The sequence below is a fragment of the Streptosporangium sp. NPDC001559 genome (genome assembly GCF_042893955.1).
GTDB lineage: Bacteria > Actinomycetota > Actinomycetes > Streptosporangiales > Streptosporangiaceae > Streptosporangium.
In genome coordinates this window covers 203,617-219,484 of the sequence record NZ_JBIAVG010000017.1, presented here as the reverse complement: position 1 = coordinate 219,484, position 15,868 = coordinate 203,617, and the positions used below count along the sequence as shown (strand labels likewise).

General features: G+C 68.0%; 9 protein-coding genes and 1 pseudogene. 6 read left to right on the top strand and 4 right to left on the bottom strand.

The genetic code is table 11. From position 1 onward, the window contains the following. The 4 genes and pseudogenes from ACFYY8_RS32980 (at nucleotide 1) to mmuM (ending at nucleotide 10,718) form a co-directional block, all read left to right on the top strand. A pseudogene (locus tag ACFYY8_RS32980) lies at nucleotides 1-805 on the top strand (IS5 family transposase). Nucleotides 806-1,416: 611 nt separating this feature from the next. Beyond that, nucleotides 1,417-8,931 carry a DNRLRE domain-containing protein gene (locus ACFYY8_RS32975; RefSeq protein ID WP_390047788.1) on the top strand — a complete coding sequence of 2,505 codons (7,515 nt, stop codon included), beginning with the start codon at nucleotides 1,417-1,419 and terminating at the stop codon, nucleotides 8,929-8,931. Nucleotides 8,932-9,127: 196 nt separating this feature from the next. Then, a complete protein-coding gene (locus ACFYY8_RS32970) occupies nucleotides 9,128-9,742 on the top strand; it encodes a DUF6461 domain-containing protein (protein ID WP_390047786.1) in 615 nt (204 codons plus the stop codon). Between the two features lie 115 nt (nucleotides 9,743-9,857). Continuing rightward, nucleotides 9,858-10,718, top strand: a complete 861-nt coding sequence (gene mmuM, locus ACFYY8_RS32965; RefSeq protein ID WP_390047784.1) for a homocysteine S-methyltransferase — start codon at nucleotides 9,858-9,860, stop codon at nucleotides 10,716-10,718. Nucleotides 10,719-10,725: 7 nt separating this feature from the next. Here mmuM and ACFYY8_RS32960 read toward each other — a convergent pair whose 3' ends face one another. Further along, nucleotides 10,726-11,439, bottom strand: a complete 714-nt coding sequence (locus tag ACFYY8_RS32960; protein WP_352008869.1) for a lysophospholipid acyltransferase family protein — start codon at nucleotides 11,437-11,439, stop codon at nucleotides 10,726-10,728. Nucleotides 11,440-11,587: 148 nt separating this feature from the next. On the opposite strand from ACFYY8_RS32960, the gene ACFYY8_RS32955 reads away from it, so the two are divergent. Continuing rightward, nucleotides 11,588-12,352, top strand: coding sequence for an alpha/beta hydrolase (locus ACFYY8_RS32955; protein ID WP_390047781.1), 765 nt, complete (start codon nucleotides 11,588-11,590; stop codon nucleotides 12,350-12,352). A gap of 46 nt (nucleotides 12,353-12,398) precedes the next feature. Continuing rightward, nucleotides 12,399-12,863, top strand: a complete 465-nt coding sequence (locus ACFYY8_RS32950; protein ID WP_390047779.1) for a hypothetical protein — start codon at nucleotides 12,399-12,401, stop codon at nucleotides 12,861-12,863. A gap of 60 nt (nucleotides 12,864-12,923) precedes the next feature. Here ACFYY8_RS32950 and ACFYY8_RS32945 read toward each other — a convergent pair whose 3' ends face one another. The 3 genes from ACFYY8_RS32945 to ACFYY8_RS32935 all read right to left on the bottom strand — a co-directional run bounded on the left by ACFYY8_RS32945 (nucleotide 12,924) and on the right by ACFYY8_RS32935 (nucleotide 15,847). Further along, nucleotides 12,924-14,054, bottom strand: coding sequence for a hypothetical protein (locus tag ACFYY8_RS32945; protein WP_390047777.1), 1,131 nt, complete (start codon nucleotides 14,052-14,054; stop codon nucleotides 12,924-12,926). A 126-nt stretch (nucleotides 14,055-14,180) separates the two neighbouring features. Further along, nucleotides 14,181-14,852 (bottom strand): endonuclease/exonuclease/phosphatase family protein, encoded by a 672-nt coding sequence (locus ACFYY8_RS32940; protein ID WP_390047775.1) that lies wholly within the window; start codon nucleotides 14,850-14,852, stop codon nucleotides 14,181-14,183. 50 nt (nucleotides 14,853-14,902) lie between these two features. Then, entirely contained in the window at nucleotides 14,903-15,847 is a 945-nt protein-coding gene (locus ACFYY8_RS32935) for an ROK family glucokinase (protein ID WP_390047773.1), read from the bottom strand. Nucleotides 15,848-15,868: the final 21 nt, after the last annotated feature.

Here is a 15,868-nt window from a genome sequence, read left to right as displayed (position 1 = left end):
CTGAAGCCGTGGGAGGTCGGCGACGAGCTGTGGGCGGTCATCGAGCCGTTGTTGCCCAAACATCAGCGGCGGGCCCGCTGGCCAGGGCGAAAGCGGCTGGATGACCGCCTGGCCCTGCAGGGCATCCTGTTCGTGCTGCACACCGGTATCGCGTGGGAGCACCTGCCCCAGGAACTGGGGTACGGCTCGGGCATGACGTGCCGGCGGCGGTTGAACGAGTGGCACAAGGCCGGGGTCTGGCAGCGCCTGCACGAGGTGCTCCTGGCCAGGCTCCGGGCCGCGGGCGCGATCGACTTCTCCCGGGCTTCGGTGGACTCCTCCCACGTCAGAGCTCTAAAAGGGGGGCGCAGACCGGCCCGAGCCCGGTCGACCGGGGACGATCCGGCAGCAAGCACCACCTGATCGTCGACGCAGGCGGCATCCCTTGGCGGTGATCCTCACCGGCGGCAATCGCAACGATGTCACTCAGCTGATGCCGTTGCTGCAGGCGATCCCGCCGGTGCGCGGCAAGCGCGGCCGGCCCCGCAGGCGTCCCGGCGCCGTGCTAGCCGATCGCGGCTACGACCACGACAAGTACCGCAAGCAGGTCCGCGCCTTGGGCATCCGCCCGCTGATCGCGCGACGCGGCACCGAGAACGGATCTGGCCTGGGCAAACACCGCTGGGTCGTCGAACGGGCCTTCGCCCTGCTGCACCACTTCCGCCGCCTGCGCATCCGCTGGGAGGTCCGCGACGACCTCCACGAGGCATTCCTCAGCCTCGGCTGCGCCTTGATCTGCTGGCGCCGCCTCAGCTCATTGCGTTAGGAGTTCTAAGCCGAGCCCGACGAAACACCCCCGCCGACCTCCCGGAATACCTATCCACAGAAGCCGGGAAAGTCATTAACGCAGAGCAATCAGATGGGCACGATTCGGGTATCACAGCGGACCCCGAGGGGAACTTATACCCTCTTTACACACCATTTGATGCGACATATGATCATGCAGACTACGGTCACCCACCGAAATATCATCTTGCCCAGAAAAAGTGCTTCCTCCCTACGCCCGGCAATCCCCTTCCCTGTGATCCGATAAGACCGGAACGCCCCTGAAGTGCTCCACGGTCTCCATCGAAAGACAGGTTCGACGCGCATTCTGTCGACCTTTCACCATGCCTGAAATTCCGTCACGGACGGCCGAGCCGCCCGTGGTTCCTGCATGCGCTTATTCAATCGACGACTCAGGCTCCCCAGCCCTAATAAAAGGCCGGGGAACCTGTTCAGGCTGCCGGAAAACAAACGACGAAAACCTCCCCGGTATTCCCTTAGATGAAACAGGTGAAAACAGGAATGGTTCCCATGAAAGGCCCTTCTCCTTTGCGCCCGGCCCGGCGCGGTCGGGGACCGACCAGGGCTGCGGTCGTTACGGTCGCTGCGCTGATGCTCTCCACGCTGGCCGACGTGCCGTCGCAGGCACAGGAGGCGGTCCCCGTTGCGGCCCCCGCTCCGGCGCCGACCCCCGAAGCCGCGTTGTCCAAGGCGCTGAGCAACGGCGGGAAGCTCGTCAGGGACGACCTCCTGGAGGGGGCGAAACAGCAGGCCCTGACCGCCGGAAAGCGGGTGGGCATCCCCTCCCTCTCCACCGAGACGTCGAAGGTGTGGGCCAACCCCGACGGCAGGACCCTGCACGCGGAGATCAGCTCGACCACCATCCAGGTGAAGGACAAGAGCGACCGGTGGTCACCTGTCGACACCACTCTGACCAAGGCCGACGGCTCGATCTCGCCCCGCGTCACCAAACTACCTCTGCAGCTCTCGACGGGAGGAACGAAACAGCTGGTCACTGCCCGGCACGGAAAGGGTGTCTCCGGGATCGGCTGGGGCGCCAAGCTACCGGCCCCGATCCTGGAGAAGGACACCGCCGTCTACACCGACGCGATCATGCCAGGCGCCGACCTGACGGTCACCGCGCTCCCGGACGGCTTCGTCCAGAACATCGTCCTGCGCAGACGGCCTGCTAAGCCGATCAGCGTCCGGCTGCCGCTCACCCTGCCCAAGGGCATGCGGTACGGTCTGAGCCCCGACGGCAGGCCGCAGCTACTGTCCGAGAAAGGCGAGCCCGCCGCTACACCGGTCGCCGTGCAGATGGTCGACGCCGCCGCCGAGCTCTCCGCAGAGGGAGGCCACTCCGCTCCGGCCTCCGCCAAGGTGGAGCAGGGCGCTGACGGACCGACTCTCGTGGTTGAACCCGACCCGGGCTTCCTCTCCAACCAGGCGGTGCAGTATCCCGTCACGATGACGGTGCAGAGCGACTGGACTGGGGCGGCGCTGCAGACCGACACGTTCATCTCCAACATTGGATACCCCTACTCCCAGACGACCGCCACATGGCTACGGGCCGGCAAGTCCGGGACGGGTACGGAGACGTGGCGCACCTATCTCCGGTTCATCGTCAACGACACCGACATCGCGGGCGCGAAGATCCTGAACGCTGACCTCCGCTTGTGGAACTACCGTTCGAACACCTGCGGCAGCGAGGTCGGATCCGGGATCGTCGCACGGCAGATCACCACTGACTGGTCACCGTCCACCCTCACCTGGAGCAACCAGCCGTCGGTCACGACGAGCGGCCAGTACGGCAACAAGGCCGCCTACAGCGACTCCTGTTCATGGGGCGAGGGAGAGCTGTACTACTCGATAGAGGACATCGTGCAAGGCTGGGCGGAGGGAATCCCCGACTACGGGCTCCAGCTCCGCGCGGTCAACGAGTCAGAGGCGACGAACTGGCGGCAGTACCGTTCGTCCGAGAGCACTTCGAGCGGACGCGGTCCGATACTCTTCGTCGACTACGAGCCCTCCCCCTCGGTCGTCCTGCCCTTCGCTTACGACCAGTCCAGGTCGGACTGGCCGACCTACGACGAAGCCGTGTCCATGCAGATCGACAGCGAGACCTCAGTACCCGTGCTGCCGGGCACCAAGCTCAGCCAAATCCCGGCGATCCAGAGCCGGGTGGGCGCACCGTACGAGGTCAACGCCAAGAAGCTGCAGCCTCTGCCCGGCGAGGACTGGGATGCTCCGGGCCCGGAGAACGACGACGACGCTCTGCCTCCGGTAGTGGCCGACACGAGCCCTGCCGCCGAGGTCGCGGACGTGGCTCTGAACACCACGGTCACGGCGACCTTCAGCGAGCCCGTCTGGGACGCGAAACTCTCCCTCAAGGACCCGGTCGGTACGGAGGTCCCCGGGACCTCCGCGATGGACACCGCGCGCAAAGTCCTGACGTTCACGCCGGGGCAGCCGTTACTCACCGAGACCAGATACACCGCCACCGTGAGCGATGCGAGCGACGGCTACTACAACGTCATGGCGGCGCCGTACTCGTGGTCGTTCAACGCGGGACCGCTTCCCTCCGTGCCGACGGTCTCACAGCTGTCGGTGCTTCCCTCCGAGACGTCGGGCACAGAAACGGTGGCCTCATCGCTTGTACCATCCCTGCAGGCGAAAGTGGACGACGCCAACGAGCGTGCTTCGACCGTCGCCTTCGAGGTGGAGCATGACCCCGCAGCTCCGTCGCAGGGAAGCGGCCTGATCTGGTCGGGTTCGGCGACAGGCGTCGCGGCTGGTTCCGTGGCGTCGGTGCAGGTTCCGTCTGGGCAACTCGCCAACGGATACCGGGTACGCTGGCGCGCCCGGGCGACCGCGGACAGCACGGTGGGGCAGTGGTCACCGTGGCAGTCATTCACCGTGGACCCACCCAAGCCGAAGATCACCGCCCTTGACGTGGCCCCGGCAGTCGACATCGACGGCGGCCAGCTGACCTCGTCTCTCACTCCCGAGCTCCAGGTCTGGGGACAGAACCCCATGGACGGAACATTCCGCGTGGAGTACGAGGTCGAGCACGACCCGGCCGCTCCCTCCGGACAGGGCACCGGCTCCATCTGGACCGGAGCCGTGAACGACGTGGCTGGTGGCGAACGGGCCGAGGTCCAGATTCCCACCGGCGCGCTGAGCGACGGCTGGAAGGTCCGCTGGCGCGCCCGCGCCATCGCCGGAACCCTCACCTCCCCCTGGTCCGACTGGCAGGCCCTCACCGTGGACCTGCCCAAACCCGACCTGTCGGCACTCGACGTCTCCCCCTCCACCGTCACTGACGGCGTCAAAACCGTCTCCTCCCTCACCCCCGAACTCTGGGCACTGGCCCACAACCCCCTGACGGGCACACTTCGGGTCGAGTACGAGGTCGAACACGACCCGGCCGCTCCCTCCGGACAGGGCACCGGCTCCATCTGGACCGGAGCCGTGAACGACGTGGCCTCCAACAGCACCGCCAAGATCCAAATCCCCACCGGCAAGCTGACCAACAGCTGGAAGGTCCGCTGGCGCGCCCGCGCCATCGCCGGAACCCTCACCTCCCCCTGGTCCGACTGGCAGGCCCTCACCGTGGACCTGCCCAAACCCGACCTGTCGGCACTCGACGTCTCCCCCTCCACCGTCACTGACGGCGTCAAAACCGTCTCCTCCCTCACCCCCGAACTCTGGGCACTGGCCCACAACCCCCTGACGGGCACACTTCGGGTCGAGTACGAGGTCGAACACGACCCGGCCGCTCCCTCCGGACAGGGCACCGGCTCCATCTGGACCGGAGCCGTGAACGACGTGGCCTCCAACAGCACCGCCAAGATCCAAATCCCCACCGGCAAGCTGACCAACAGCTGGAAGGTCCGCTGGCGCGCCCGCGCCATCGCCGGAACCCTCACCTCCCCCTGGTCCGACTGGCAGGCCGTCAAGGTCGAGGTGCCCAAGCCGTTCATCTCCGCCTTCGACGTGACCCCTGCCTCGCTCGTCGACGGCGTGTTGGTCACCTCGTCGGACACCCCACTGCTGAACGTCTGGCCGGTTGACGCGCTCGGGCGCGCGATGCGCGTGGAGTACCAGTTTGGTGACGATCCCGACGTCTATGGCCAGGAATCCCTGAAGGACATGTGGTCGGGCGCTACCGAGGGGGTCCAGACCGGGGACAGGGCTACCATCGTGGTCCCGCCCAGCCGGGTGACCCGTGACAGGCAGACTGTGTGGCGCGCACGCGTCGTCGTCGACGACTCGGTCTCGCCTTGGTCGGCGTGGCAGAAACTGGAGATCGACCTGCCCGCCTCGGAATCCGACCTCGGCGAGGCCCCCGGCATCTGGTCGTTGCGTGTGACACCCTCCACCCACAAGGACGGAACATTCACCTCGACGTCCCGCACTCCGGAGTTCGAGACCTTCGTCGACACCGAGTTCGTCGATGAAGCCCAGCATGTCGAGTACCAGCTCGAACATGACCCGACCGCCACCGGTCAGGGAACCGGATCGATTTGGTCGACCACCCTGCCCGTCAGTGAGAACACCAACTACATCTCGGCAACTGTGCCCGCGAACACGCTGACGGACGGCTGGAAAGTCCGCTGGCGCGCCAGGCTCGTCACCGACGAAGGAGCACTGACATGGACGGACTGGCTGTCCATCACGGTCAACGCCCATGACCTGATCATCAAAGACCTCGACGAGACACCCTCCCAGCCGCTGGCCGACAGGAAGGTCGTCACCTCCCTGACCCCCGACCTATACGTGGAGGCCCTCGACCCGGCCAGCACGGGCAGCATCCAGATGGAGTATGAGATCCGGCACGATCCCGCCGCTCCGCCCGGCCAGGGAACCGGCTCGATCTGGTCCACGTCGAAGAACGCCGAGATCTACGGGGACGACAACGAGAACGGCTGGGCGCAGGCCAGCGTGCCCGCAGGCACTCTCAGCGACGGATGGAGAATCCAGTGGCGCACCCGCGCCGTCACTGCGAGCGGTTCCTCTCCGTGGACGGATTGGATCCCGGTCGAGGTCAACGTCGGTAGCCCCGTCTGCTGTGACATCTGGGCGCTCCCACAAGGGCGCGACACCAACGGCGAGCGGAGGGTTCTGCTGTCCACCACGCCGACCCTCGAGGCGACCTTCCTCGACCTCTCCGGGGCCTCGACCGGCGTCGAGTTCCAGATCGAGCACGACCCGGCGGCTCCGTCCGGTCAGGGCGCCGGCCTGATCTGGTCCACCTCGGTGAACGCCGAGATCTACGGGGACAACAACGAGAACGGCTGGGCGCAGGCCGACGTGCCCGCAGGCACGCTCACGGACGGCTGGCAGATCCGCTGGCGGGCACGGTCTGTCGGGGCGGCCGGCCCGTCGGCCTGGTCCCCGTGGAGCGCGGAGAAGGTCCGGGTGACCCGTCCGGTCCTCGAGAGCACAGCTGTCCGGCCCTCGGCCTGGGACGACGAGACGGCGACCACCGGCTCGCTCACCCCCATGTTCCAGGTCGGTGTCTACAGGTGGGAGTCCTCCCTCGAGGCTCACTACGAGGTACAGGTCGAACACGATCCGCAGGCACCTGTGGGTCAGGGATCCGGCCTCATCTGGTCGGTCACCAACACCGAGGGCACTAACTGGGTCTCCATGCCGGAGGGACTCCTGCAAGACGGCTGGAAGGTCCGCTGGCGCGTCCGTGTGACGATGACGGACTGGACGGGTCCCTGGATCGCGTGGCAGCCGTTGTCGATCGAGGCCCCCAAACCCCGGGTGAGCAGCGCCTACTCCACTCCCCAGAGAGAGAACGGCCTCTCTCCCGTGATGACCCCCTACCTCCGGGTCACCGCCACCGACCCCGAAGAGCGCGCCTCCACGGTGGAGTACCAGTTGGAGCACGATCCGGACGCCCCCGCGTCGCAGGGGACCGGACTGATCTGGTCCGGCAACCAGACGAACGTCTGCTCCCGGTGCGAGAGCGAGGTCCAGATTCCGAGTGACCTGCTGTCGTACGGCTGGAAGGTCCGCTGGCGCGCTCGCGCGGTGGCCGGTGACGGCACCATGGGCAAGTGGTCGGAATGGCAGAAACTCAGGACCGTCGACCTGACCGTCGGCTCCCTGGGAGTGCGTTCGGCCCAGGAGGTCGACGGTCAGGCCGTCGCCCCCAGTCTGACGCCGCTGCTCGACGCCAACGTCAAAGCGTTCACCGACGAGGACTTCACCGTGGAGTTCCAGGTCGAGCATGACCCGGCGGCGCCTCTGGAGCAGGGAAGCGGCTCCATCTGGTCGGGCAACGACTCCATCGCCTGCGGCGGCTGCTGGGCCTCCGTGGAGGTTCCCAACGGGAAACTCGGCAACGCCTGGCAGGTCCGCTGGCGCGCGCGGGCGGTCACGAACCGCTCGACGGGCCTGTGGTCGCAGTGGCAGTCGTTCCGGACGCCCGACCTGACCGTCGAGTCGTTCCAGACCATCCCTTCGACCCAGGTCTCCGGCGAGACGGTCTCCTCCTCGGTCACACCCGACTTGGCGGTGCACGTCAATGACGAGTCGGAGCGCACCTTCTCCGTGGATTTCCAGGTCGAACACGCCCCTGAAGCCCCCGCGTCCCAGGGCGCGGGCCCCATATGGACGGGGACGGCTACCGGCGTCTGCTCGACCTGCTCTGCGAGGATCGAGATTCCCGCTGGTGAACTTGAGGACGGCTGGAAGGTGCGCTGGCGGGCCCGGGCGCTCACCGGCGACGTCGCTGGCCCCTGGTCGGGATGGCAGACCCTGAAGATCGATGTCCCGGACACGACGTTCAGCGTCGTCCCCAAGCAGGCGGAGAAGAGCCGTACGGCGTCGAAGCCGCAGGCGCGGATGCTCGCGGAGGAGTCGACCGGTTTCTTCCCGTACGAGCGGCTCGATCTCGTCGAGTGTAACAACCTCAGGAAGCGCAACTGGGACTACGCCTACAACAAGGAGGGGCTCTCCGTGGTCACTCCGTACACTGGATGCTGGAGCAAGTTCATCGGCTGGGGTGAGTACAAGTTCAAATGGGTCAGGATCGCTGGCCGCCCGGTGCTTGTACCGATCCCCGTGGTGAAGAACGCGCGACGAGTCGAGGCGACCGTGGTCGTGCACACTTACGCCGGGAATACCAGCGGCTCGGCGGTGAAAACCCCCACCGGGGAAAGCGACTCCTCCCGCAAGCCTCGTGAGATAGCTGTCTGGACCAGACTGCAGGATTACGTGGGTGTGTACAACTGGAAGCCCACGAACCTGTACGACCAGCAGATCTTCCGATTGGACTTTGAACCTTCGGGTGGTGAGTCGCCCAGTTGTAAGATGGTCGAAGGAAAGAATCGCAGGGACACCATCGCCAAGTGGAAGCAGGACGGCGATGACTTCTTCCTCTTCCGATCCGAGGGAAGCGCGACTGACACGTGCACACTGCGACCGTGGCTCACCTACGAGAACGCCTGGTGGTACGGCACCAGCACGGTCGCCCTGTGGAACCGGCCCGAGGGCAGGCCGTTCACCGACGACCTCGCACCCGTGATTCGCTGCGACAGCGAGAAGCGGGGCGCGCCGGGGACGTTCTACACGGGCGGCTGCATCTTCGTGAGCGCCAATCCCGTCCTCACCCTGTACACCGGGGACACCACGATGACGGAGGCCGTCGACCACAACAAAACGGCCCTCTACTACTGGGGGTCGACGAATCCGAAAAGAAACAGCGCAGGCCAGCTTCTGCACAAGAAGATTCCAGGAAACATCAACGCTCCCTCTATCGACATGCAGGCGACTCCTCTCACTTTCCTGAGCCCCTCGACGAAGACCTCGGACGGCAGAAGTATGAAAGGACTCAACAAGACTTGGAAAGACCGGGAATGCGCGCGTATGGTCAGAGATGCGGCAGCGTCGGGAAACCCGATAAGTACGACCGGCAAACAGTGTGACGAGTACCCCTACGCCTCCACCTACGAAGGAGCCGGAAAAGGGGACTGGAATTTCTCTCTCCGCTACATCCCGACGACGCAGAACAGGAACCACGGAAACTATCTGAAGGCGTTCTACGCGAGATACCGAATCATCGATAAAGACCAGTTCTGGGTCAAAATAGTCGAAGGCGTGCTGACCTGATGACGAGCACGGGCAGCCGGGAGTAATTCCGTCCCAATCACACAGCATCCGAGACGAATTAGTGAACGTGTGGGGCGGTAGGCAGCCGCCCCACACGTTTTCCCGCACATGACGACTTTCCAGAGTTCCCCTGAGCGAATACTGTTCTTCTGTTCGAGGGTCACAAGCTGCGGCGCACAACGCCAAGAGGTGTCAGATGGAATCCAGGACCGAACTGTACGACCTGCTCTTCTCCTATGTGCGGTTGTATGACGATGAGCAGACTCCATTCCAGGAGTTCGCGGCTGTCTGGTGTGAAGGCATCGGGGTCGAGGAGACGGCCAAGCGTCTGGGAGCGGATCTGGAGTCGGCCGAGGAACATGACCTCGTGAGCGCCACGGATGATATAGAGATCGCGGAAGGCTACGGCGTGATCCTGGCAGGGCTCGCCGGAACATGGACGCTGGTGGTCCAGGTGGTGGGCTTCGACTGCGTGCTGGACGACGCCCTCATCCGGCTTTCCCGTGACGGAAGCCGCGCGCTGAGTCTCGGATGGGACATCGACGGGAACGAGGAGATCGGTTACGCGGTCAACGGCGACGTCGTCACACGACTGTCGGTCACCTGCCCCGAGCTGAGGTCAGGCGCCGACCCAACTGCGCTGGACCCCCTGATGGAAGGTCTGAAGTTCCAACTGGACGAGGACAATCCCGTGGTTGAGGAGAGCGTCAACTCAGCTTTCGCGCTCGCGGGCCGGGTGACGGGCAGAAAGATCGACAGGGCGTGGCTCGACGCGCCTCATACCCGTTTTCTCATCCCTCGCGCTCATTGACCCCTCGCTCACCACTCCGACCGCGTCCTTCCCACGCATGCGAGGAAATTCCGGGCTCGAAAAGGGCATGAAACAGCCAGACCATCCAGTCACGGCATCCGCATATGGTGATGGAATGACGGTTCTCGACGGCGGGCTGGCCACACATCTCGAAGCACTCGGCGCGGACCTGCGCGACGAGCTCTGGTCGGCGAAGCTCCTGATCGAGAACCCCTCGGTGATCCGTCAGGCGCACCTCGACTACTTCGCCGCCGGGGCCGACGTCGCCACCACGGCCAGTTACCAGGCGAGCGTCCCGGCCTTCGTCCGGCGCGGGCTGAGCGCCGTCCAGGCCGAGCGGCTGATCCTGCTCTCCGTACGGCTCGCGACCGAGGCCAGGGACGCGACCGGCCGGGGCGCGGTCGCCGCCAGCGTCGGCCCCTACGGCGCGGCCCTGGCCAACGGCTCCGAGTACACCGGCGACTACGACCTCGACGAGGACGGCCTGTTCGACTGGCACCGGGACCGCTGGCACATCCTGGCGGGCTCCGGGGCGGACCTGCTGGCCTGCGAGACCATCCCCTCCCTGGCCGAGGCGCGAGCGCTGCGGCGGCTGCTCGATGAGACGCCGCAGACCCGGGTGTGGGTGAGCTTCTCCTGCCGCGACGGCGGCCACATCAGCGACGGCACCCCGCTGCGCCAGGCCGCCGCGCTGTTCGCCGGTCATCCGAGGGTGGTCGCGGCCGGCGTCAACTGTGTCGCGCCGAGCCACGTCCCCTCCCTCATCAAGGAGGTCACGGACGTGCCCGTGGTGGTCTACCCCAACTCCGGTGAGACCTGGAACTCCGCGGAGCACCGCTGGGAGGGTCTGGCCGACCCCGTCGAGTACGGCGCCGCCGCCGCGGAGTGGCACGCGGCCGGTGCCTCCTTCGTGGGGGGCTGCTGCCGTACGACGCCCGAGCACATCCGCCGGATCCGTGAGCGTCTGCCTGACTGAGCGGCGCTCAGCCCCGGCCTCCCTTGGCCGCCTCCCTGGCGGCACGGGCGGCCTCGACCTTGGCGCTCGCGGCGTACTTGTCGACGTACTCCTGGCCGGACAGCTCCATCAGGGCGTACATGATCTCGTCGGTGACGGCGCGCAGGACCAGGCGGTCCTCCTCCATCCCGTAGTAGCGGGAGAAGTCGAGCGGCTTGCCGAACTTCACGCCGGGGCGGATGCCGAGCCTGGGCAGGGGGCGCCCCGGCGGCATCATCTCGAAGGTGTTGACCATCGCCCACGGGATGACCGGGACACGCGACTCAAGCGCCAGCCTGGCCACTCCGGTCTTGCCCTTGTAGAGGCGCCCGTCGTGCGAGCGGGTCCCCTCGGGGTAGATGGCCAGGACCTGCCCCTCGGTCAGGATGCGCTTGCCGGTGCGCAGCGCCGCCTCACTGGCCTTCCCGCCGGAGCGGTCGATCGGGACGGTGCCGACGCCGCTGAAGAAGGCCCGGCTGAGCACGCCCTTGATCCCACGTCCGGTGAAGTAGTCGGACTTGCCGAGGGAGATGACCTTTCTGGGCAGGAACAGCGCCCCGAAGAAGTGGTCGGCGAACGACAGGTGGTTGCCGGCCAGGATCACCGGGCCCTCTCTCGGCACGTTGTCCACCCCTTCCGCCCACGGGCGGAAGATGAAATGGAGGAAGGGCCAGAGGATGGCCTTCACCACCCAGTAGAACACGCGAGGCTCCTTCGGTCGGCATGTGGGACCTGGAGCAATCCTCCCACCTCCCGGACGGACCACCTACATCGCCAAACCACACATATCGACCTCTCGCAAAACACGCCCCAGTCGTGCGACGATCGGGCGAACCTTACAAGGAGCTGCGATGCCAGTCATGCCCGGCGCGGAGCCGTACCACCACAGAGGGGGACGGGTCGGGGTTCTGCTCTGTCACGGATTCACCGGGTCGCCGCAGTCGCTGCGCCCCTGGGCGGAGCACCTGGCCGCCGCGGGCCTGAGCGTCGAGCTACCCCGGCTGCCCGGCCACGGCACCACCTGGCAGGAGATGAGCCACACCCGCTGGGAAGACTGGTACGCCGAACTGGACAGGGCGCTGGCGGGCCTGCGCGGCCACTGTGACGAGGTCTTCACCGCCGGGCTCTCCCTGGGCGGCTGCATGGCGCTGCGGCTGGCCGAGGTGCACGGGACGGGCATCAGGGGGGTCGTGGTCGTCAACCCGTCGATCGCCAACGACGTTCCCGTGCTCGCCCTGGCGCCACTGCTCGGGTTGTTCGTCTCCTCGGTGCGGGGCGTGGCCGGGGACATCAAGAAGGAGGGGGTGAGGGAACTGGGCTACAGCCGTACCCCGGTCAAGGCCGCCGCCACCCTCCCCCGGCTGTGGGCGCTGACCCAGTCGGAACTGCACAAGGTCACCCAACCGGTACTGGCTTTTCACAGCCCGCAGGACCATGTGGTGAAACCAACCAGTTTGCGCATTTTGCGTGAAAAGCTAACCGGGGGGAACCTTGATGTTGTGGAACTCAACGACAGTTACCACGTCGCCACCCTCGACAACGACGCGGACCGGATCTTTGCGGGGAGCCTGGAGTTCATCAACGCGAACGCCTCTGTACCCTTGCAGGGAGAGTGAAGGCAGGCGGGGCATGCGTGGTCTCCGGGAGGGACGGGCCAGCTAAGTGACACCCCAGAGCGATGAGGACGAGGTCTGGCGCCAGATCGTCGCCTCCTTCAACGACACCTCCGAGCTGGACTCGGCCGATCAGCCGTGGCCGGACAGCGAGAACCTCCCCGCCGGCCCTCCCAGGAGGGTCGTCAAACCGCCGGAGGAGGCGCGCCAGCCGCTGCCCGAGGAGTTCGCGGGCCTCGGCCGGGGCGGCGAGGCGGAGACCGACGACGAGGGGCACTACGTCCCCCCGCCGCCGCCCCCGCTGCCCAAGACCGACACCGCGACCAAGCTGGCCTGGCTGGCCCTGTTCGGCGGCCCCGCCTACCTGCTGCTGAGCGCGGCGCTGAGCTGGCGGCTGCAGGGGTGGATGCTGTTCACCGCGGTCGCGGCCTTCATCGGCGGCTTCGTGGCGCTGGTCGTGCGGATGGGCGACGGCCCGCCGACCGACGGCTGGGACGACGGCGCCGTCGTCTGAGCACGGGCCGACGCAACGGCCCGGCTCCGGCCCCGGGCGCCCCGGGAGCCGGGGCGGGCCTCAGGGCTCGGTCGGCCGCCCGGCCGCGCCGAACCGCTCGACCACGTCGGTGTAGCGGCCCGAGGCGTCGACCACGTGGCCGACGGTCCACACCGTCCCGGTGGCCGTCAGATAGGTCACCGACTGCAGCCTGATCGTCCTGGGGGCCGCGCCGTCCGCGCCGCGCACCGCCTTGACCCTGTGGCCGTCGTAGGTGAGCAGGAACGCCTCTCCCGGGCGCTCCATGTCCACTCCGGAGATCCAGAAACGGCCCTTCCTGTCGCCGGTCACGCCGTACAGGCGCACGTCGTCGCCGGGGGCCTTCACCCTCGACCAGCGTTTGCCGTTCCACGACAGGATCAGCGGGCCGACCCCGCCCGACCTCAGGTAGACACCGCCGACGGCCAGCGCCCGCTTCGGCGAGTCGAAGTAGACATCCCGCAGGTAGCCGCCGGGCACCGCCGGAACGGAGACCTGCTTCCAGCGGTTCCCCGACAGCCGCACGACCAGCGGCCCCGTGCCGGTGTCGCCGACCGCCAGCCCGTCGCCCTTGCCGGACAGCGCGACGCCGTACAGGGTGCCCTTGCCCTTGATCTGGGTGAGCTTCCACTTCGTGCCGGTCTGGGTGAGGACCAGCGGCTGCTCACCCCTGCGGCCGACCGCGGCCATCCGGCCGGGGAGCGCGGCGACCCCGGCGAGCCAGTCGCCGACGTGCAGCTTGTCGACGACCACCCGGTCGAAGGTGGTCCCGTTGCCCGAGGCGAGGTACGGCAGGCCGTCGTGCCCCTCGCCGACCGCCCACACCTGGCCGGGCGTGGCGGCCGCCACCGAACGCAGCAGTCCCGCGCCCGTCGGATCGTTGCGGATGCCGACCTCGGTCCAGGTGCTGCCGTTCCAGTGGGTGATCGTGCCACGGCTCTGCCAGATGTCCCACACGCTCTCCTGGCCGACCGCCCAGATGTCGGAGGCCGAGACGCCCGTGACGTCGGACAGCGATCCGTCGCTGCTCAGCCGCGCGCTCGTCGGCGCCTGCCACGCCTCCGCGACGGAGGCGGGACGGGGGTCGGCGTGGGCGGGCGGCGACAGAAAGGCCGTCAGGAGCAGTCCTCCCGCGCACAGCGCCAGCGCACGCCGCGGAAGGCGACGGGTCATGCCCCAAATGGTACGGCGCCCGGCACGGCCCGTGTGCGTGCCCGCTGCAGTTGCCCTCCCGATGGGGATCTCGGGGAAAGGCGCCGACCCCGCCCTTTCCCGGCCCTGACACCCCCGTCGCGCCTCTCAGCCGGGCCCCTCACCGGGAAACGACAGCTCCGCGAGCACCGGCAGATGGTCGGTCGCCAGCCGCATGTCACCGGGATCGGCCCCGGCCACGCCGCAGGAGAGCACCCGCGCCCCGGGCGCCGCGAAGACCGCGTCGATGCGCACACGCGGCGCCCGGGCGGGGAAGGTGAGGCCGTCGCCGTGCGGCGCGAGGGGGTAACAGTCGGTCAGCCGCTCCGTGATGAGCCGCCAGGCAGGCTCCCCCGCCCCCTCGTTGACGTCCCCGGCCAGCACGGGCAGCGCGTCGAAGCGCTCGGCGACCTCTCCGAGCAGGGAGAGCGCCTGGCCCGCGTGGTGGGCCCTCGCCGCCGGGTCCAGGTCGAGGTGGACCGAACCGACCGCGACCCGGTGCCCGCCGTACTCCACGACGGCCATCGCGATCGCGCGCTGTTCGAGGCCGGGAAAGAACCGCAGCAGCCGCCCCCGACCGTGCAGCGGCCGTACGGCGGGGCCCGTCAGCACCGCCACCCCGCCCAGGCGGCGGCCCGCGACCACGGACATGCCTCCCGAGGCGGCCAGCCGCCCGCGTCTGCGGCGCCAGCGCCAGAACCTCGGCGCCTCCTGCACGCACAGCACGTCGGCGCGCAGGGCGGTGATCACCCGCCCGAGCGCGGCCTGGTCGTCCTTCATCGAACGGACGTTGTAGGTGGCGATCCTGAGCGGCGCCGTCGACGGTTCCCTCAGCGGATCCTGGCCAGGTCCGCGGCTCCGACCAGCCCGGCGGAGGCGCCGAGCTCCGCCAGGCGGATCTCGGCGATCGGGCGGTGCCCCCGGCCGGTCACATTGGCGGCGAACGCCTCCCTGACCCGGTCGATCCACAGGTCGGCGGCGGTCGAGACGCCCCCGCCCAGGATGAAGCAGCCGGGGTCGAGGATCGCGGTCAGGTCGCACAGCCCCTGGGCCAGCCAGTCGGCCATCGAGGAGAAGGCGGCGAGCGCGGCGTCGTCGCCCTTCCTGGCCGCCTCGGTCACGGTCCTGCCCTCGATCAGCTCCGGCGTCCCGCCCGCGAGCTCGAGCAGCGTGGCGGCGCGGCCAGGATCGGCGCCGGCGATCAGCCTGGCCTCGGCGACCAGGGCGTTGCCGCTGGCGTACTGCTCCCAGCAGCCGAGGTTGCCGCAGCCGCACAGACGGCCCTCGGGGACGACCTGCATGTGCCCCAGCTCGGCTCCCATGCCCCATCGGCCGCGGAAGAGCGCGCCGTCGAAGACGATGCCGCCTCCGATGCCGGTGCCGACCGTGACGCACACCAGGTGGCTCTCGCCACGTCCCGCGCCGAACCTCGCCTCGCCCCACGCCATGGCGTTGGCGTCGTTCTCCACCACGACGGGCAGGCCGACCAGTGCGGAGACCTTCTTCTGCAGCGGCTCCTCGCGCCAGGCCAGGTTGGGCGCGAAACGCACCAGGGAGCGCGTCTCGTCGACGAAACCCGCGGCGCCGAGCCCGACGGCCTCGACCTCCCGGCCCTCGGCCAGCTCCCCGACCACCTCGGCGATGCTCTCCGCGACCCGTTCGGGGTCGGTGGCCGGGGTCGGCCGCAGGAGATGCTCGACGATGTGGCCGTCCTCGTCCACGACGCCCGCCGCGATCTTGGTGCCGCCGATGTCAACGCCGATGGTCAGCGCCATTACCCGTCCTCTCTCCCCGGA